Source organism: Mesorhizobium sp. WSM2240, from assembly GCF_040438645.1.
GTDB lineage: Bacteria > Pseudomonadota > Alphaproteobacteria > Rhizobiales > Rhizobiaceae > Allomesorhizobium.
In genome coordinates this window covers 211,002-229,846 of the sequence record NZ_CP159256.1, presented here as the reverse complement: position 1 = coordinate 229,846, position 18,845 = coordinate 211,002, and the positions used below count along the sequence as shown (strand labels likewise).

Annotated in this window: 18 protein-coding genes and 1 pseudogene; 13 read left to right on the top strand and 6 right to left on the bottom strand. The window is 60.7% G+C overall.

All coding sequences use genetic code 11. The annotated features are described in order from the left end of the window. Positions 1-35 precede the first annotated feature (35 nt). Positions 36-473 (top strand): MucR family transcriptional regulator, encoded by a 438-nt coding sequence (locus ABVK50_RS30770; RefSeq protein WP_353646719.1) that lies wholly within the window; start codon positions 36-38, stop codon positions 471-473. 272 nt (positions 474-745) lie between these two features. Continuing rightward, a complete protein-coding gene (locus tag ABVK50_RS30765) occupies positions 746-955 on the top strand; it encodes a hypothetical protein (RefSeq protein WP_353646718.1) in 210 nt (69 codons plus the stop codon). Between the two features lie 569 nt (positions 956-1,524). Here ABVK50_RS30765 and ABVK50_RS30760 read toward each other — a convergent pair. From ABVK50_RS30760 to araD, 6 genes and pseudogenes are all read right to left on the bottom strand, one after another. Further along, positions 1,525-1,638, bottom strand: a complete 114-nt coding sequence (locus ABVK50_RS30760; protein ID WP_353647083.1) for a hypothetical protein — start codon at positions 1,636-1,638, stop codon at positions 1,525-1,527. A gap of 63 nt (positions 1,639-1,701) precedes the next feature. After that, positions 1,702-1,851, bottom strand: a pseudogene (locus ABVK50_RS30755) (Tn3 family transposase); the annotation flags it as partial. 376 nt (positions 1,852-2,227) lie between these two features. Beyond that, a complete protein-coding gene (locus ABVK50_RS30750) occupies positions 2,228-3,322 on the bottom strand; it encodes an SMP-30/gluconolactonase/LRE family protein (RefSeq protein WP_353646717.1) in 1,095 nt (364 codons plus the stop codon). A gap of 84 nt (positions 3,323-3,406) precedes the next feature. Continuing rightward, the gene (locus tag ABVK50_RS30745; protein WP_353646716.1) at positions 3,407-4,309 is read right to left on the bottom strand and encodes a dihydrodipicolinate synthase family protein; all 903 of its coding nucleotides are present in this window, start codon (positions 4,307-4,309) and stop codon (positions 3,407-3,409) included. Between the two features lie 26 nt (positions 4,310-4,335). Beyond that, complete coding sequence (locus tag ABVK50_RS30740; RefSeq protein ID WP_353646715.1) at positions 4,336-5,046, bottom strand: ribonuclease activity regulator RraA; 711 nt, start codon at positions 5,044-5,046, stop codon at positions 4,336-4,338. A 21-nt stretch (positions 5,047-5,067) separates the two neighbouring features. Further along, positions 5,068-6,810 carry an L-arabinonate dehydratase gene (araD, locus tag ABVK50_RS30735; RefSeq protein ID WP_353646714.1) on the bottom strand — a complete coding sequence of 581 codons (1,743 nt, stop codon included), beginning with the start codon at positions 6,808-6,810 and terminating at the stop codon, positions 5,068-5,070. Between the two features lie 352 nt (positions 6,811-7,162). On the opposite strand from araD, the gene ABVK50_RS30730 reads away from it, so the two are divergent. From ABVK50_RS30730 to ABVK50_RS30680, 11 genes are all read left to right on the top strand, one after another. Then, the gene (locus tag ABVK50_RS30730) at positions 7,163-8,200 is read left to right on the top strand and encodes an ABC transporter substrate-binding protein (protein ID WP_353646713.1); all 1,038 of its coding nucleotides are present in this window, start codon (positions 7,163-7,165) and stop codon (positions 8,198-8,200) included. A gap of 91 nt (positions 8,201-8,291) precedes the next feature. Continuing rightward, entirely contained in the window at positions 8,292-8,717 is a 426-nt protein-coding gene (locus ABVK50_RS30725; RefSeq protein ID WP_353646712.1) for a tripartite tricarboxylate transporter TctB family protein, read from the top strand. Between the two features lie 33 nt (positions 8,718-8,750). After that, entirely contained in the window at positions 8,751-10,247 is a 1,497-nt protein-coding gene (locus ABVK50_RS30720) for a tripartite tricarboxylate transporter permease (protein ID WP_353646711.1), read from the top strand. Positions 10,248-10,431: 184 nt separating this feature from the next. Further along, positions 10,432-11,406, top strand: coding sequence for a LacI family DNA-binding transcriptional regulator (locus tag ABVK50_RS30715; protein ID WP_353646710.1), 975 nt, complete (start codon positions 10,432-10,434; stop codon positions 11,404-11,406). 129 nt (positions 11,407-11,535) lie between these two features. After that, a complete protein-coding gene (locus tag ABVK50_RS30710; RefSeq protein WP_353646709.1) occupies positions 11,536-11,916 on the top strand; it encodes a hypothetical protein in 381 nt (126 codons plus the stop codon). Positions 11,917-11,972: 56 nt separating this feature from the next. Next, a complete protein-coding gene (locus ABVK50_RS30705; protein ID WP_353646708.1) occupies positions 11,973-12,998 on the top strand; it encodes an ABC transporter substrate-binding protein in 1,026 nt (341 codons plus the stop codon). 70 nt (positions 12,999-13,068) lie between these two features. After that, on the top strand, positions 13,069-14,574 hold the full coding sequence (locus ABVK50_RS30700) for a sugar ABC transporter ATP-binding protein (RefSeq protein ID WP_353646707.1): 1,506 nt from the start codon (positions 13,069-13,071) through the stop codon (positions 14,572-14,574). Beyond that, positions 14,574-15,563, top strand: coding sequence for an ABC transporter permease (locus ABVK50_RS30695; protein ID WP_353646706.1), 990 nt, complete (start codon positions 14,574-14,576; stop codon positions 15,561-15,563). The genes ABVK50_RS30700 and ABVK50_RS30695 overlap by 1 nt, the downstream gene beginning before the upstream one ends. After that, entirely contained in the window at positions 15,560-16,552 is a 993-nt protein-coding gene (locus ABVK50_RS30690; RefSeq protein ID WP_353646705.1) for an ABC transporter permease, read from the top strand. Before ABVK50_RS30695 ends, ABVK50_RS30690 begins: the two co-directional genes overlap by 4 nt. Beyond that, entirely contained in the window at positions 16,549-17,565 is a 1,017-nt protein-coding gene (locus tag ABVK50_RS30685) for a LacI family DNA-binding transcriptional regulator (protein WP_353646704.1), read from the top strand. The genes ABVK50_RS30690 and ABVK50_RS30685 overlap by 4 nt, the downstream gene beginning before the upstream one ends. A 22-nt stretch (positions 17,566-17,587) precedes the next feature. Beyond that, a complete protein-coding gene (locus tag ABVK50_RS30680) occupies positions 17,588-18,829 on the top strand; it encodes a Gfo/Idh/MocA family oxidoreductase (protein ID WP_353646703.1) in 1,242 nt (413 codons plus the stop codon). Positions 18,830-18,845 lie beyond the last annotated feature (16 nt).

Below are 18,845 nucleotides of genomic sequence, written 5' to 3'. Positions count from 1 at the left end.
CTAAGTACACGCTTCGAGTTTGAGGGGAATATCCAATGACCGAGAAGAACGAGCTTCAAATCGAGCTGACTGCCGACGTTGTGGCCGCGTACGTGAGCAAGAATTCGGTCCCAATCGGAGAACTGCCTAACCTGATCGCCGATGTTTACACAGCACTTGGCAAGGTTAATGGCGCCGCTCGTGCAGAGACAATTGAACCGCAGAAACCAGCCGTGCCGATCAAGAAGTCGGTGACGCCCGACTACATCATCTCGCTCGAAGATGGCAAAGGGTTCAGGTCGCTCAAGCGCCCCCTGATGGTCCGATACGGCATGACGCCGGACGAGTACCGCACTAAATGGAACCTGCCGAGCGATTATCCTATGGTAGCGCCGAACTATGCTGCGACCCGCTCGGCGCTGGCGAAGAAATTGGGCTTGGGAAAAAAGCCGGCCGAGACGCCCAAGACGCGCGGGCGCAGGAAGACTGCCTAAGCGCGCCTGCGGCATTGCCCCCTCCTGCCGGCAGCGGGCTTCTTTTTTCTGGCCCTACGTATAGTTTCCTTGCCAGATGTAAGAACCCGTGTTGCGCTTTGCCGCGCGGCGGACATTGTGTGCCCCGCATCGACCCGTCTGGCGTCCCGCCCCCTAACGAAACGCCGGACGGGTCTTTTGCTACCAAGCCGCCGCTCACTCGTAGTGCTCGCGCCCCTTCCCACACAGCAGTAGGTCAGCCAATCGAGCGCGCCGCGGCCTGCGTTGCAGGCATGGCAAGCCAACGCGATGTCGTCCCGATCATTGCCGCCACCTTCGCCGCGCCTGTTAAGATGCTCGATCGTCTCGGAATCGTGTTGCATGCGATTTGGAAAGCTGATGCGCGTCTTAATGCGGCAGTAGCAGCGGCGGCCACATTGCTTGTGACGAAGGATGGCGCGCAACTCGGGACGGTGACCGCCCTTGCCCATTTCAGGCGCTGACTTAGTCGTAGACTGTGACTAGATATTGCTCGATCCAGACCTTACCTGCCTGTTTCCAGCAGACGCACCACAATCCGTCAGCGTCGTACCAGGCTGCAATTGGCGTTTTGGGTTCGCTCTTGCGGGCAGTGGTGTTAACTATGGCTGCGGCGCACGGGTGTTATCGATCTTGGTATGCCCAAGTAGGAGCGGTACAGCGCGCAGGTTGCCAGTCGCCTTGTAGATCATTGAAGCTTTCATTCGTCGCAGCGAGTGCGTGCCATATTCCGCTCGTCGCAGACCTGTTCGGAAACACTGCACCTGCGCACCACGTGACCGCTTAAGCATGGCGAGTGAAACGATCCGAGCCAGTTCGCCCGAGCCGCAAACCTTCTAAACCGCCGCTTCTGGCAGACCGATCTGCTCCATCGCGGCTGACCAGCCTCTAACCACCGCGAGGCAGTGCTCGACCTCGCTTGCCTGTGGACGTCCACAAATTGAGCTGGCCGATTCTTCGCACGGGAAAGCGGCCAGAGCGGCTTTCCGCGGGCGAGCCTTGCAGTTGTGGTTCTTGGTTCTGGGCGACTCTGCTATCGGCAGACTTTCTCGAACAACTCGGTCAGCTCCCGAAACTTCTGTTGTTGTGCGTCCGGGTCGCTTGCGGCGATTGCATCCTCTATGCAATCGTCCGCGTGGTCCTGCACGATCAACACCTCCACTTGAGCCAACGCAGAACGAACAGCCAAAGTCTGATGCAGGACGTCCTAGCGCAGGATCTGGCCAGGCGCGACACTTCCGGCACCGATGGTGGCCGCGATGTGTAGGATGTCAGGCCAGTCGCGCGTGATGATGGTTTGGTTGGTTTTCCCGCCGATCACGGCTCGAAAGTGCGCTGGCGCGGCCGAAGGATTGAACGCGGAGTTGCACATGTCCATGTACCATCTGGCGGACATGCCTCGCACCCAGCAGATCATGGCCTCTCTTCTCAAGACGGATGACCGGTATACCTGCATACGGCTTCCAACACGGCGGCCATGCAGCGTTCAATGGAAGAACACGCCGAACTCATCCATCTCTGCCGGTCGGGCCGCTTTGACTGGCCGCTCGCTTCCTTGCCGAGCGTCGCAGCGGTCCGTGACGACCTGATAAACGTCCTCAAGGTTCCATGAATGGAACAGCTCCGCTCCGGTAGAATGACTCCACAGGAGCAGAGCCACCTGACATAGGCGGATTCACCTCATTTTGTGAAGCAGTCTACCGCAGCCGGGCCGCCGGCTCGCTTATGGGCTTGTCTCATACGGCGCCCTGCGCGCCGACATAGAGTGCATAGAGCGAATGGCTGCTCGCCATATAAAGGCGATCGCCCTTCGGTCCGCCGAAGGTCAGGTTTGCGCAACGCTCAGGCAGGAGGATGAAGCCGATCGGCTTGCCTTCGGGGTTGAAGATCATGACCCCGTCCAGATCTTCCGATTTGCCCTTGAGTTCATAGATCTTGCGCCCGGCAATACCGGTGGCGGTAGGCTCGTCTTTGAGGGCGCCGTTGCTGCCATAGCCGCACCACAAATTGCCGTCGCGATCGACCTTGAAGCCGTCGAGTGCGCCGAAATCGGCGGCATCGATCAGCTTGGTCTTGTTGGATACGGTGCTGTCTGCTCCAACATCATAGCTCCAGATGCTGCGGTTGGGCGTGCCCTTCCATTCCACCACATAGAGCTTGCTTTCATCCGGCGAGAAGGCGAGCCCGTTCGGATTCATGAGATCGGTGATGACAGCGTTGAGCTTGCCATCGGCGCCGATGCGATAGACATTCGTCGTCGCCTGCTCCGGCTTTGCCTTCTCGCCCTCATAATTGCCGTTGATGCCGAAGAGCGGATCGGTGAACCAGATCGTTCCGTCCGATTTGGCGACTACATCGTTTGGCGCGTTGAGCTGCTTGCCTTCGAACCCGTCAGCCAGAACGGTGATCGAGCCGTTCTTCTCCGTGCGCGTGACGCGACGTGTGACCGAATGCTCGCAGGTGATCAGCCGCCCTTCCCGGTCCCTGGCATTGCCGTTGGCGAAATTGGCAGGAGCGCGAAAGACGGTGAAGGTGTCATTCACCTCATCATATTTCATGATCCGGTTGTTGGGGATGTCGGACAAAAGAACACACCGCTCTTCCGGGAAATAGGCTGGCCCCTCGGCCCAGCGCATTCCGGTAGCGAGCTTCTCCACCGAGGCGGAATAGATACGATATTTGGCGAAGCTCGGATCCAGGATCTGAACCGAAGGATCCGGATAGCGCTGGTTCAATACATAAGGGAGGGATTGCCCCCAGGCTTTACCGGCAGCGGCGGCAACAAGCCCCGCACCGCCGATGGACAGAATATTTCGACGTGTCATTGCCATGGCAATCTCCTCCTCTGTTTGCCAATATAAAAGTTCTCACCGCCGCATGGCCTCGCTCTGCGGGCCAAACCCGCTCGAAACCGTTCAGAAGCGCGGTAGCCTCTGCGCGGCAATGAAGGTATCGAGCTGATTTTGTTGCGCGTCGGTTAGTGGCCAGGCCGAAGGCGGGCGCGCATGGCCGCAATCATGGCCGAGCGCTTTCAGCGCGGCCTTCACACCGGTCACATTCGTGCCGTTCAGTTCTTCGCTGCGAATATCCTCGAACACCTTCATGCCGGCGATCAGGGACGCGGCTTCCGTGTAATCGCCACCGGCAAGTGCTGCGTGAATGGCGACGGAACGTTCCGGCCAGACATTGATGAGGCCAGAGGTGAACCCCCGTGCGCCAACGGCATAAAGCGGCGGCGCCCAAGTCTCCGCAAGCCCGCCAACCCAGATGATAGAGGCATCAGTTGCGTTGATGGCTTCTGAAAGCTTCAAAACATTTGGAGTCGCCCATTTGACGCCTGCGACACCCTCGATCGCACAGAGTTCGGCAATCCCCTTGGCGCCGATCGCATCATTGCGAAGATAAAGCATCAGGGGCAGGCCATCGGCGGCCTCAGCGACACGGCGTACATATTCGATGAAGCCGCGCGGCGCAGAGAACGGATCCGGCGGTTGGTGCACCATCAAAGCGTCCGCACCGGCTTTCTTTGATATTCTGGCCAAATGGCATGCATCATGGACGCTGCGCCCCACCCCGCCCAGAAGCGGTATGCGCCCGTTGATGTGTTCGCCAGCGGAATGAACCATCCGCTCGGCCTCATCCATGGTCAGTCCGTAGAACTCGCCGGTATTGCCATTGGCGACCAATATGTGGACGCCGGCTGCAATGGCGCGCTCGACGACAGGCGCCTGCAGGGCGGGCGCTATCCGGTCATTGCTATCATACGGCGTGACGAGGATGCCGGAAATCCCGGTAAGGGCTTCAGCGAGTTTTGCCATGGTCGTTGTCCCATTGTTCCGGCCGATCATCGTCCGTTGGCGGCGCGCCACTTTGCGAAATCCTGTTTCGATTCTTCCCGTGTAGCGGGATAAAGGCCGATAATGCTGCGGCCCCTGCTCACCTCCTCCATGACGAAGTCCTCATAGGCGGTCATTTCCACCGCCTCGTCGGCGATTTCGTCCGCAAGATGCGCCGGCAGCACGATGACGCCCTCACCATCCCCCACCACGATATCGCCCGGAAAGACCGGAACATCGCCGCAGCCGATCGGCACATTGATATCTATCGCCTGATGCAGGGTGAGATTTGTCGGCGCGGACGGCCGCGTGTGATAGGCGGGGATTGCCATCTCGGCGATCTCCGGGCTGTCGCGAAAACCGCCATCAGTCACAACACCGGCGACACCACGCACCATCAGCCGCGTAACGAGAATGCCGCCAGCAGAAGCCGCACGCGCGTCCTTGCGGCTGTCGATCACCATGACCGCGTCAGGCGGGCATTGCTCGACGCTTGCGCGTTGCGGGTGCTCAGGATCGCGGAAGACCTCAAGCTGGTTGAGATCTTCACGAGCGGGGATATAGCGCAGCGTGAAAGCGGGACCGACCATGTTGCGTCCCTTCGGCTTCACTGGGCGAACGTCCTGGATGAACTGATTTCTAAGGCCGCGTTTGAAGAGCGCAGTGCAAAGGGTGGCCGTCGAGACGGTCATCAGCTTGGCGTGCGTATCGGGGTTCATCGGTCCTGCTCCTGTGACGTCTCAATAAATATCCGGTTCGCCCGCGGCTGGGCCGAAGGCGGCGGTAAGGAAATCGAAATCGCAGCCCTTGTCGGCCTGCGTGACATGGTGGGCGAACATCCAGCCATATCCGCGCTGATAAGGGGGCTTTGGGCTAACCCATGCGGCGCGGCGCGCCTCGAGCTCGGCCGCGTCCACCAGCATGTCGAGGCGCCGGTTGGGGATGTCGAGCCGCACAACATCATCTGTGCGCAGCAGGGCGAGAGGGCCGCCAATATGAGACTCCGGCGCGACATGCAGGACACAGGCACCATAGGAGGTGCCGGACATCCTGGCGTCCGAGATGCGGAGCATGTCGCGATAGCCCTGCTTGATCAGCGCCTTGGGGATGGGCAGCATGCCCCATTCGGGGAAACCGGGGCCGCCAAGTGGGCCGGCATTGCGCAGCACCAGGACATGATCCGGCGTGACGTCGAGATTTTCGTCCTCCACCGCGGCTTTCATCTCAGGGTAGCTGTCGAAGACCAGCGCCGGGCCCTCATGATACTGGAACCGCTGATCACAGGCGGCCGGCTTGATCACCGCGCCATCGGGACATAGATTGCCGCGCAATACCGCAAGCGAACCCTCGTGATAGACGGGATTGGAAAGCGGTCGGATCACGTCTTGATTATAGACTTCCGCCCCTTTCAGCGTCTCACCCAGCGTGTGGCCCGTGACGGTTGTGGCGCTGAGATCCAGCCGCTCGGCAAGCCGGCTCATTAGGGCACGCAGGCCGCCGGCATAGTAGAAATCCTCCATGAGGTAGCCCGAGCCGGACGGACGGACATTGGCGATGAGCGGTGTGACACGGCCCAACGCATCGAGATCATCGAGATCGAGCGCCACCTTGCCGCGCCGCGCCATGGCCAGGAGATGCACCACCGCATTGGTCGAGCAGCCTGTCGCCATTGCCACGATCGCGGCATTGCGGATCGAAGCGTCGGAGACGATTTTGTCTGGCGTCAGATCTTCCCAGATCATCTCCACGATGCGACGCCCGCAAGCCGCCGACATGCGGATGTGGTTCGAATCTGCAGCTGGAATGGAGGACGCACCCGGCAGGCAAAGTCCCATGGCTTCGGCGATCGCCGTCATGGTCGAGGCGGTTCCCATCGTCATGCAGGTGCCGTAGGAGCGAGCGATCCCGCTCTCGATGCCATGCCATTGCGCATCGGTAATATTGCCCGCGCGCCGCTCGTCCCAGTATTTCCATGCATCCGAGCCGGAGCCGAGGATGTTGCCGGCATAATTGCCGCGGAGCATCGGCCCGGCCGGCAGATAGATCATCGGCACGCCTGCCGACAGGGCGCCCATTACGAGACCAGGCGTACTCTTGTCGCAGCCGCCCATCAGCACCACCCCGTCGAGAGGGTGCGAGCGAATCTGCTCCTCGGTTTCCATCGCCAGGAGGTTGCGGTAGAGCATCGATGTTGGCTTGGTGAAGCTTTCGTCAACCGAAATCACCGGCAACTCGACCGGTATGCCGCCTGCTTGCAGCACCCCGCGCTTCACATCCTCGGCCCGGTGGCGGAAATGCGCATGGCAGGGATTGAGTTCGGACCAAGTATTGAGCACGCCGATAAACGGCTTGCCCTGCCAGTCCTCCGGCCCGAGGCCCATCTGCATCAGGCGTGACCGGTGACCGAAACTGCGCAAATCGTCGGGAGCAAACCAGCGCGCGCTCCGCAGATCGCGAGGGCTTTTTCCCTGCGTCTTACTCATCCATTCAGCCTCCCTATTCGCGTTTACGGCACTTGAAAAGCCAGGTTCCCTCGCCGGCAACGATTTGTGTATGCGCTTTCATTGCGAAGATCAACTCTGTCTGAATAAGCAGGAAAGTGAAACCATTTTGGCTAATTTCTCGCGCAATCATGGGGAGAATCGCCTTGACACACCTTTCCGAGGCGTGCAAAATAGTTTATGTCTGCGCATACATTCAAAAAAGTCAGACTGGCGCTGCCTTCTAGTATGTGCCCGATGGCCATCATTCGCAGTGAGCCGGGGAGGACCCCGGCCGTGATCGAGGAACTGGCCCCGGAAGGGGCTTTCACCAATAAATTCTGGGAGGGAAAAATTGACCCGATTGTTCACCAAACTCGGCTTCGCAGCCGGCCTTGCCCTTGTGACGGCCGCGAGCGGTTTCACGCAGGAAGTGCCGAAAAATCTTCGTGTCGTCATCGGCTCGACATCGACCGGCGGCGATACCTATCAGGCGGCGTCCTTTGTCGCCGATGCCATGTCAAAGCACTTCGGCATCAATGCCAAAGTGGATGCCGTCGGTCCGACTGAAGCGTTCAAGGCTATCGCCCGCGACCGACGCGGCACGACCATCATGATCCATCACGACCAGTCGTATCTGGGGCATCTCTACGGCGTCAAAGGTTATGAGGACATCTTCACGACATACAAGATCGGCCCTACCCTGACGATCAATCCCGGCAATGCTTATCTTGTGCCGAAGAAGTCGCCCTACCAGTCCATTTCCGACGTGATCGATGCCGCGGCCAATGGCACGCGTATCCGCGTCGCCATCCAGCCGGGCGGCGTATCGGAAATCGGTTTCTCGGCGTTGAAGAACGCCGCCAAGATCAAGAAACCCGGTAGCGAAAAGAACCTCGTTCCCGTCAATACCGGCTCTCAGGCCGATAAGGACCAGCTTCTGTTCGATGGCCAGGCCGATGTGATCAATGGATCGGTCCAGTCGAACGAGCAGTATACGCGCCTGCCCGAGGACGATCAGAAGGCCATGCGTTTCATCTGGCTGACGGCGGCGCAGGAGACCGTTGATCAGGTGAACGAGGCAGGAATGGGCGGGACCAGCCGCGATTCCCTCCTGCAGTATGCCACGCCCAAAGCCAGCGTGACGCTGGACGGCGAAAAGGATTTCACCTTCGACAAGGACTTCTTCATTATCTACAACAAGGATATCGATCCGGCGATCGTCGAGACGATAGATGCCGGCTTGAAGGAAATCTATGCCGAGGGCGCGATTGAAAAGACGATGAAGGACGCCTTCTTCGTCCCGCATTTCCTGCCATCCAAGGAGGCGGCAGCCTATCTTGAGCAAAAGCGGGACGACTACAAGAAAGTGATCGAAGCAATCCGCGAATAGCAGCGCCAGTGGCGCCGGCTCCAGGGCTGGCGCCACTTCCTCTCTTGTGTCGTCAAGAGCGGGTTTTTTGCGCAATCGCGGCAGAGTTTTCATGAATTTCGCGTCATTTCCGAGTGTTTCCATCAATTTCGAGACCTCGCATCTGGTCTTTCCGACGCTCATCTCGATCCTTCTCGGCATGCTGCTGGTTGCGATCCTGGCGACGCGTTGGCGGGCAATATGGGGTTCGCTGACGACCGGGCCTTACTGGCCGGCGGGCATCGACCATCTGCGCTTCTTTGGAACGATTGCGCTGACCGTTCTCTATTTCCTTGCAATGCCGCAGATCGGCGACCTCTTTCCCAATGAAGGTTACGGCTTTCTGATCGCCTCGATTCCGTTCCTGTTCCTGATATCGCTGCTCTACCTGCACCAGCGCACGCGCAAGCATGTCGTCATCGCCGCTATCAATGCGGTGATTGCTCCGACAGTGGTCTGGTACATGCTTTCCACGGTCTTCAATCTCACCTTGCCCTGAGCGTCGCCGACCAAATCGCATTGGACAAATGTCATGGATTTCCTCTCGCTGATAACGCCGCTTTTCCTGGTCCTGATTCTCTGCGGCACCATGATCGGAATTATCTTCGGCGCGATCCCCGGCATGACTGCGACCATGGCCGTCGCGGTCTGTCTGCCACTGACCTATTCGCTGGGGCTGGAAAACGGGCTTGCACTGCTGCTCGGTCTTTATGTCGGCGGCATCTCGGGTGGGCTCGTACCGGCAATCCTGCTCAATATTCCGGGCACCCCTGCTTCGATCGCGACCACCTTCGACGGTTATCCCATGACCCAGCGGGGCGAAGGAGAATCGGCGCTCAAGGTTGCGATTTTCGCATCGCTGTTCGGCGGTCTGTTCAGCCTCGTGGTCCTTTATTTCTTCGCACCGGCCCTGGCTGATTTCGCCATCCAGTTCTCCTATGTTGAAAAATTCCTGATCATCTTTCTCGCGCTCACTGTCATGGCCGCGCTGAGCAGCAGCATGTTGATCGGCATCTTCAGCGGCGTGCTCGGCATCCTTGTCAGCCTGATCGGCGCCTATGACACCTCTGACGGAGGCAATGGCGAATACCGGCTGATGTTCGATTTCATGGAGCCCTATCTGAGCGGTGGCTTTTCCCTGCTGCCGGTATTGATCGGCGTCTTCGCTCTTTCGAATATCCTGATCGAAGCTGAGGCCGGCGTTCCGGAAAGTGCGAGCGCTACAAAGATCGCGCTTGGTCCAGGGAAAAAATTCCACTTGTCGGTCTTTCGCGGACAGTGGAAGAATCTTTTCCGCTCCGCTTCGATCGGCACCTTTGTCGGCCTGCTGCCGGGCGTAGGCGGCAGCGCCGCTTCGATCATGTCCTACAGCCAGGCCAAGTCATTCTCGAAGAATCCGAAGTCGTTCGGCAAAGGCAATCCCTCGGGCGTCATCGCCTCTGAGGCATCCAACAACGGGCTCACCGGCGGTGCGCTGATCCCGCTTCTTTCGCTCGGCATTCCCGGAGACGCCACCACGGCGATCCTGATTGGCGCGTTCACGCTTCAGGGTATTCAGGTCGGTCCACTCTTCATCGGCGACAATCTCGAGATCTGGAATGCCATGATCGTGGCAATGCTTTTTGCAAATGTCTGCATGTTTGCATTGATGTATTTCGCGATCCGCCACATCGCCAAGATCGTCACGGTGCCGAAACACATTTTGCTACCGGTCATTCTGATGATGTGCGTCGTCGGCTCCTACACCATCAACTACGGCATCATGTTCGATGTCTGGACATTGTTGATTTTCGGCCTGTTCGGTTATCTGGCGCATCACCTCGGGCTTGAAATCGCCCCGTTCGTCATCGGCTTTATCCTGGGACCGTCGGCGGAGATCTATTTCGTGAAAAGCCTGGAATCCTTCGGGACGATCTCGATCTTTTTCATCAAGAGCTGGATCGCCGTCGTCCTCTGGATATTGATTGCGATTTCCATCGGGCTGTCCATCTGGATGTCCAGGAGCACGGCACGCCATAACGAAACATGATATCCGGTCCCGAAACCGCTGCCTATTGCGGGTGGGCGGCGGTTCATGTCACAGGGATTGGCAGGGTCGGCATCATTCAAAGACGACCTGCCCTGCCATGTATTGGAAATAGACTGCAGTGCGACGTCCGCAGCAACAGCCCGGTGCTTCGGCCACCGGTACCCGGAAATCCGGCCCCGTCACCATGGAGATGGTCGCACGGCTCGCCGGCGTCTCACAGGTAAGTGTTTCGCGTGCTCTGAACCATCCGGACAAGGTAGCGCCCGAGACGCTGGCGCGTATTCAGGAAGCCATCAGGATAACGGGCTACCTGCCGAATCTCGTGGCCGGCGCGCTGGCATCGCGGCGCAGCGGCATCATTGCCGCCCTCATCCCTTCGATCACCAACCTGACCTATAGCAGCTTCCTGCGTCCGCTCATCGAGGCAACCCGTCTTGCAGGTTACCAGGTCATCCTGGCCGAGACCGGCTTCTCGCTGGAAGATGAGCAGGCAATGGTACAGAGTTTGCTTAGCCGGCAGCCCGAGGGAATGTTGCTGACTGGCGTTCACCATTCGGCCGAGTGCCGGCGCATGCTGCTCGGCAGTGGATTGCCCGTCGTCGAAGTCTGGGATGAATCCGAAACGCCGATCGACGTGTGCGTTGGTTTTTCCCATTGGGAAGCCGGCCGTGCGGCGGCGCGTTATGTGCAGAAGAAGGGTTACGAACGCGCCGCGGTGATCACGGCCGGCGACCCTCGCGCCCTCAGACGCAAGGACGCCTTCGCCACAGAGCTGGCATCTCTCGGCTATCCGAGCCCACCTGTGGTCTGTTGCGACACGCCGGCATCGATCGCCAACGGGCGTAACGGGTTGAAGCAACTGTTGGAGCAAGATTTCTCCAATGGTGCCATTTCCTGCAGTTCCGACCTCCTCGCCCATGGGGTGGTGATCGAAGCGCAGGCACGCGGCCTGAAAATTCCTGGCGAGATCGCGGTCATCGGCTTCAGCGATCAGGATTTTGCGGCGCATACCTTTCCTACCCTTTCGACCATCAGGGTTGATCGTTCGCTGCTGGGCCGCCGGGCCGCTGAAGCACTGCTCGCCCGTATCGCAGGGAAACCCATAGAGACACGACGCGTGGATGTCGGCTTTGAGGTCATTGAGCGCGAAAGCGCTTGAGAGGTGTGAACTTCCGCAGAGAGGCATGATGTCGAACTTGGCCGCGATCTTGGCCCGGTTGCCGGCATTGTCATCTCCCGCAAGGGATCGGCATCAGGGGTCTTCTCCACGAGCGTGCGCAGGTTCATCATGTCGTTGGTCATCGGTGGTCCTTCCGAATGGGTTGGCGTCAACAACCACACCCTACCGGAAAGCGCCGATGACCACCTCGATGCCGCTCGCTCGCTACAGCACTATCAACGGCGCGCTCGCGAGCGACTCAAAACCGCCGAGCTACACCACCTCATGGGACATGACCTTGAGCAGATCACGAACCTGCCCAGGCTTGTATGCCTTCAATCCCGCTTCTTGGCCGTCATGGATCGTATTTGTCGCAGAGGTCGGGTGCAGAACTGTCGTTTAATCGGAATTCGCGACAGCCGCTTCGAGGCCCAAACCTGTTCAGCGTCGGATAGATCCCGCAGCATGAAAGGCGGCAATATTTTCGGTTTGCGCGCAGTTTGCGATTGAAATCGATTTCATTATGCCGCTACAGATTTCATCAGTTATTCTTAGGGAGGTAACTTGTGAAAAAACTGACTCTGCTCGCTCTTGCGAGCGTGGCTGCAGCTGCGCTTTCGACCTCGGCTGCCATTTCGGATGACTTCAAGATCGGTCTGTCGAACGGGTGGGTCGGCTCCGAATGGCGCACCCAGATGATCGAGGAAGCGCAAGCGGCCGCCGCCGCCTGGAAGGAAAAGGGCCACAACGTTGAAGTCGTGGTGCAAAGCGCCAATGTCGACGTGCCCGGCCAGATCGCCCATATCCGCAACTTCATCGCAGAGGGCGTGAACGCGATCATCGTCAACCCGAACAGCCCGACGGCCTTCGATCCGGTGTTCGCGCAGGCCAAGGAAGCCGGTATTCTGGTGATCTCGACCGACGCAGAAGTCTCGTCGCCTGACGCGATCTATGTCGGCATCGACCAGAAGGCCTGGGGGGCGGCGGGCGCAAAGTGGCTGGCCGAAACGCTGGGCGGCAAGGGGAATGTCGTGGCAATCAACGGCGTCGCCGGCCATCCAGCAAACGAGATGCGCGTCGCCGGCTATAAGGAAGTTTTCGGCCAGTATCCGGACATCAAGATTGTCAACGAGGTGAATGCGAACTGGGATCAGGCGCAGGGCCAGCAGGCCATGCAGAACCTGCTCGCCACCTATCCCGAAATCAACGGCGTCTGGGTGCAGGACGGCATGGCCGCGGGTGCCTGGAAGTCGATCATAGACGCCGGCAAGAGTGGCGATATCGCCGCCACCGGCGAAATCCGCAAGGACTTCATCGACCTCTGGACCCAAGAAAAGCTGAACTCCGGCGCTTCGGTCAATCCTCCCGGCGTGATGGCGAGCGCACTCAATGTCGCGGTCCTCATGTTGCAGGGCAAGGAACTGAAGGAGCCCGCGACGGCTGGCCAGTACGGCAATGCCATGTACCTTCAGATCCCGTTCATCGATTCCAGCAATCTCGCTGAGGCGGCGAAACAGCTTGAGGGCAAGCCCGGCTACTATTCCTACACCGACCAGCTTTCGATCGAGGAAGCCGAGGCGCTTTTCAACTAAGGTTCCTCCCAGAGCCGGGAGCGCAGGGCGGCACGCGTGCTTCCGGACCGCCTGGAAACGGGAGGCTTTGATGCCCAAGCTCAAATTGACCGGCGTAAGCAAGGCTTACGGCGCAACGCAGGCGCTCCGCCGCGGCGACCTCGAAATCGAAAGCGGCGAGGTGCACGTGCTGATCGGATCCAACGGGTCGGGCAAAAGCACGCTCTGCAAGATCGTGGCCGGCAGCGTGCGTCCCGACGGCGGCGAGGTTCTGCTCGACGGCAAGCCGGTGATGCTGTCCGGCCCGCAGGCCGCGCGGGCGCTCGGCATCGGCATCTTCTATCAGGAGCTCAGCCTTGCTGGACACCGCTCGGTGGCCGAGAATATCTGCCTGTCCGACTTGCCGATGAGGGCCGGCGTCTTCGTCGACCGGCCGGCTCTCGCCGAAAGGGCGGCGCGTTACATCGCGCTATTCGATAATGTGGCGGGCGATGGCTTCTCCGCCGAGGCGACCGTCGAAAGCCTGCGCGCCGACCAGCGCCAACTGGTCGAGATCATGAAGGCGCTGGCCACCGAAGCCCCAGTTCTCATCTTCGACGAGCCTACCTCGGCGTTGGACCGCGCCCAGGTCGACCGGTTCTTCGAGATCCTGCGCCAGCTCAAATCGGGAGGCCGCAGCATAGTCTTCATCTCGCATCGCATGGACGAGATTTTCGCGATCGGCGACCGCGTCACTGTCATTCGCGACGGCGAGACGGTCGGCATTGAACGCATCGCCGACACCAAACCCTCCTCGGTCATCCACATGATGGTGGGCGGGCAGAACGAACTTGCTCCGCCGACAGGCGCGCCGCCTGCAGCCCACACCGCCGGCAAAGGTACGGTTTTGGCCATCAAAGGTCTTGCCGGCCCAGGCTTCGGCAATGTCGGCTTCGATCTTGCCAAAGGCGAGATACTTGGCTTCGGCGGCCTGCACGGACAGGGGCAATCGGCGGTCCTTCGCGCTATCTTCGGCGCGGCGCCGATAGCGGCCGGCGAGATTGTGCTGAACGGCAAGCCGCTACAGCCGGGGAGCCCGCGCGACACGATCCGGCACGGCTGCGCCTATGTCTCGGGCGATCGCAACCGCGACGGCGTCATCCACGGCCGGCCTATTATCGAGAATTTGACGCCGGTCCACCATTTGCGGGATCGCCTGCTGCTCGCCCTGCCCTCGTCGCTTCGCGACAAGTCGATGACCGCACTCGAAGCGCTGCACACCAAATTCGCCGGGCTCGGCCAGCCGATCAATTCGCTTTCGGGCGGCAACCAGCAGAAGGTGGTGATCGCACGCTGGTTGATCGACAGGCCGGACGTGCTGCTGCTCGACGACCCGACCAAGGGCATTGACCTGTCGGCCAAGGCCGATCTGTTTGCACTGATCCGCAAGCTCGCGGAAGAGGGCCTCGGTATCGTGCTCTATTCCTCGGAGGACGCCGAACTCCTGAACAATGCCGATCGCATCCTCGTCTTCAATGGTGGCTCGGTGACACGCGAACTCACCGGCGCCGAGCGGACGCGCTACAATCTTTACGAGGCCGCATACGAGGCCGCATGATGACGTCAGCCGCATCCTCACCAATTACAACATCGGGCAGCATAAAACGCCTGTTCGAACGTTTTCCGTTCCTGCCGGCGCTGCTCATCCTTGTGGCGCTGCTCGCACTCAACGGACTGTACCAGCCCCGGAGCTTGAGCTTCGTCGGCATGACGGGCCTGATAAAAACCTACCTAGCGCTTATGATGCTCGCAGTAGCCCAGACCTATGTGGTTTTCGCCGGCGACCTCGACCTATCGGCGGGGGCGATCGTGTCGCTGGTCAATGTTGTTGTCGTCGTATTGATGGAACAGTGGGGCGGTAGTGGATTTTCGGTGATTGCCGCGCTCGGAGTGGGGCTTGCCGTCGGCCTCGCCTGCGGCATTGTCAACGGCATCGTCGTTGCCGGGCTCAGGCTGCAGGCAATCGTCGCCACCTTCGCCACCTCAATCTTCTTCACCGGCCTTGCGCTTTACATCCTGCCGGTCGCGGGAACGCCTGCTCCCGCAGCATTCTGGCGCACCTATGGCGGCCGCTTCTTCGAAATCCCCTTCGTGCTTTATGCGGTCGTGGCGCTGGCGCTCCTGCTCTATGTGCTCGCCCGCACCCGGCTCGCCACGCAGCTGCTCGCCGTCGGCGACGACAGCCAGGCCGCGTTCCAGACCGGTCTGCCGGTGACCGCCATCCGCATGAAGGGCTATGCGCTCTGCGGTCTGTTTGCGGCGCTTGCCGCCTTCTGCATCACCGGCGATACGGCAAGCGGCGATCCACTCGTCGGCGGCAAGATGACCTTGTTCTCGGTGGCGGCCGTCGTGCTCGGCGGTAGCGCGCTTTCGGGCGGCGTCGGCTCGGTGGCGGGATCGGTCCTCGGCGCGCTAATCATCGGTCTCATCAACTCGCTGGTCTTCTTCGTCGGCACGCCGTCGGAATGGCAGAACCTGGTTCAGGGTTTGGCGATCCTAATTGCCCTGATGGCCGGCATTATGGTTGGGCGGAGGGCGCGGGCATGAGCGTCGCATCGCAGGTCACCCGTCCTTCGGCAGCGTCGCGCGTCGTGGAGGTCGCAAAGAACCCGCTGGTCATAGCGTTGCTCCTGATCGTGGTCCTGCTGTTCGTCGGAGAGGCGCTTTCGCCAGGCTTCGCGTCCGGCCAGCAGATTCTGCGGCTGCTGATCGTCGCTTCGCTTCTCGGCATCGTCGCGGCCGGCCAGAACCTGGTCATCCTTGGCGGTCGGGAAGGCATCGACCTTTCGGTCGGCGGCGTCGTCTCTCTGTCGGCGCTCATCGCCGGCAATCTGATGAACGGCAGCGATGCCGGCGTTCCGCTGGCGTTGCTCGCATGCGTCGCTGCCGGCGCCCTGTTTGGCCTTTTCAACGGGCTCGGCGTCACGCTTCTGCGCATCCCGCCGCTGGTCATGACGCTCGGCATGCTCGGCGTGCTTCAGGGGCTGCTGGTCGTCATCCGCCAGGGCATCCCTTCGGGTCGCGCTGCGCCCGGCCTGTCGAGCTTCTTTTCGCAGCCCTTTCTGCTTGGCCTGCCCGGCATCATCTGGCTTTGGATTCTGATCGGCGTGCTGATGGCGCTGATGCTGACGCGCACTGTCTTCGGCCACCGCATCTACGCAATCGGCTCCAATGAACAGGCCGCCTATATGGCAGGCGTCCCGGTCAAGCGCGTGCGCATTGCACTGTTCATGCTGTCGGGCGTTTTCGCCGCGATCGCCGGCGTCTGTCTGCTCGGCTATTCCGGCTCCTCCTTCGCCAATGTCGGCGATCAGTACATGCTGCCCTCGATCATCGCGGTCGTGTTCGGTGGAACGCCGCTTTCCGGCGGCAAAGGCGGCTACACCGGCACCATGGCGGGTGCGGTGCTGCTCGTCATCCTGCAGAGCATCCTCACCACGGTGAACATCGACGAATCCGGCCGTCAGATGGTGTTCGGCGCGACGCTGCTCTTGCTGATGCTTTTCTACGGCCGCGGACGGGCCATGCGCGCATGAACCCTCGGCCGAAAATCAGGGATATTGCAGAGAAGCTCGGCGTGTCGCCGGCAACCGTCTCGCGCGCCTTGACCGGAACCGGCCTTGTGGCCGAACCGACGCTGTCGCGCATATTGGAGGCGGCGCGCGCGCTCCACTACCGGCCCAATGTCAACGCCCGCAATCTGAGGACGCAGCGGTCGATGGCCGTGCTGCTGGTCGTCCGCGATGTCGGTAACCCCTTCTATCTCGACATTTTGAAGGGCGTGGAGGCGACCGCGCGGGCAGCCGGATATTCGGTGCTGATGGGCAACACGGAGAACGATCCGGACCGCGAGACGGAATATTTCGACATGCTGCGCGACGGGCATGCCGACGGCATGATCCTGATGACCGGAAAGCTACCGTCGAAACCAGGCTACCTCGACGATTTCCCGTCCAATCTCCCGGTGGTCATCGCACTTGAGGTGATCGAGAACACCAGCTTTCCGCATGTCCAGATCGACAATGTCGCCGCGGCGCGCGAGGCGGTGCGTCATCTGATCGGACTTGGCCACCGGCGCATCGCGCATATTTCCGGACCCGTGCCGGAGATCATGAGCCTGCGCCGGCGCGACGGTTACCGCGAGGCGATGGCCGAGGCCGGGCTCACAATTCCGGCCGGATACGAACCGCGCGGCGACTACCTGCTCCATACCGGGCAGGACGCGTGCCGCGCGCTCTTTGCGCTGCCCGAACCGCCAACCGCGATTTTCGTCGCCAATGACGAGATGGCTTTCGGCGCGATCCATGAGTTGCGGCGGCTCGGCCGCGACGTGCCTGGCGACGTGTCGGTCGTCGGCTTCGACGACCTCTACCTCAGCGAAGCCTTTTATCCGCCGCTTACCACCGTGAATCAGCCGCGCGCCGATATCGGCCGCGCGGCAATGATTATGTTGCTCGGCATGTTTTCGGGTGAAAGAGCGCCGCAGACGCCGCTGGTGATGCCGACGACGCTGCGCGTTCGCGGCACTACGGCCCCGGCGCGGCAGTGACATAGACGAAAGGGACGACAAAATGACCGGTTTGCCGAAAGAACGACTGCGCGTCGGCTTCGTGGGCAGCGGCTTCATCGCCGAATTTCATCTGAAATCAATGGTCGGTGTGCGCAATGTCGACGTCACCGGCGTCTATAGCCGCAACCCGGAGAACCGCGCCCGTTTTTCGAAGCGCGTCGCGGAGCTCGGGCTGGGCGAATGCCGGGCGCATGACAGCCTGGAATCGCTCGTCCAGGCCGGCGATGTCGATGCGATCTGGATTCTCTCTCCCAACTACACACGCCTCGACGTGATGCGGACGATCCACGCGGAAGTGACGGCGGGCCGCTCGAAGCTCATCGCCGTCACCTGCGAAAAGCCGCTCGCCCGCACGATTGGAGAGGCGCGCGAGATGCTGCGCCTCGCGAACGATGCCAAGCTCAACCATGGCTACCTGGAGAACCAGGTGTTCTCGACGCCGGTGGCGCGCGGCAAGGAGATCATCTGGCGGCGCGCTGCCTCGACCACCGGCCGCCCCTATCTGGCCCGCGCGGCGGAGGAGCATTCCGGCCCGCACGAGCCTTGGTTCTGGCAGGGCGACAAGCAAGGCGGAGGCGTGCTTTCGGACATGATGTGCCACAGCGTCGAGGTGGCGCGGCACCTTTTGACCGCGCCCGGCGCGCCGCGCAATTCGTTGAAGGTGAAATCGGTCAACGGCACGGTCGCCAATTTGAAATGGACGCGCCCTGCCTATGCCGACCAGCTGAAAGCACGCTTCGGCGCCGATGTCGACTACCGCAGCCGCCCGTCCGAGGATTTCGCCCGTGGCACCGTCACGCTCGAAGACGAAGAGGGCAACGAACTGATGATCGAGGCGACGACCTCCTGGGCCTATGTCGGAGCCGGCCTGCGCATCCAGCTAGAACTGCTTGGCCCGGAATATGCGATGGAATTCAACTCGCTGGGCACTGGCCTGAAGATCTTCATGTCGCGCGCCGTCTCGGGCAGCGAAGGCGAGGACCTGGTTGAGAAGCAGAACGCCGAGCAGGGACTGATGCCGGTTCTGGAAGACGAGGCCGGCGTCTATGGCTACACCGACGAGAACCGCCACATGGTCGAGTGCTTCCGCAAGGGCGAGACACCGCTGGAGACCTTCCACGATGGCCTCGCCGTGGTCGAGATCTTAATCGGCCTCTACATGTCATCGGAGATCGGCCGCACCGTGTATTTCCCGGAGCCCGAGCTGGAGACCTATGTCCCCGTCGTTTCCCGTCCACGCTGACGCGCCCTGTCGCGAG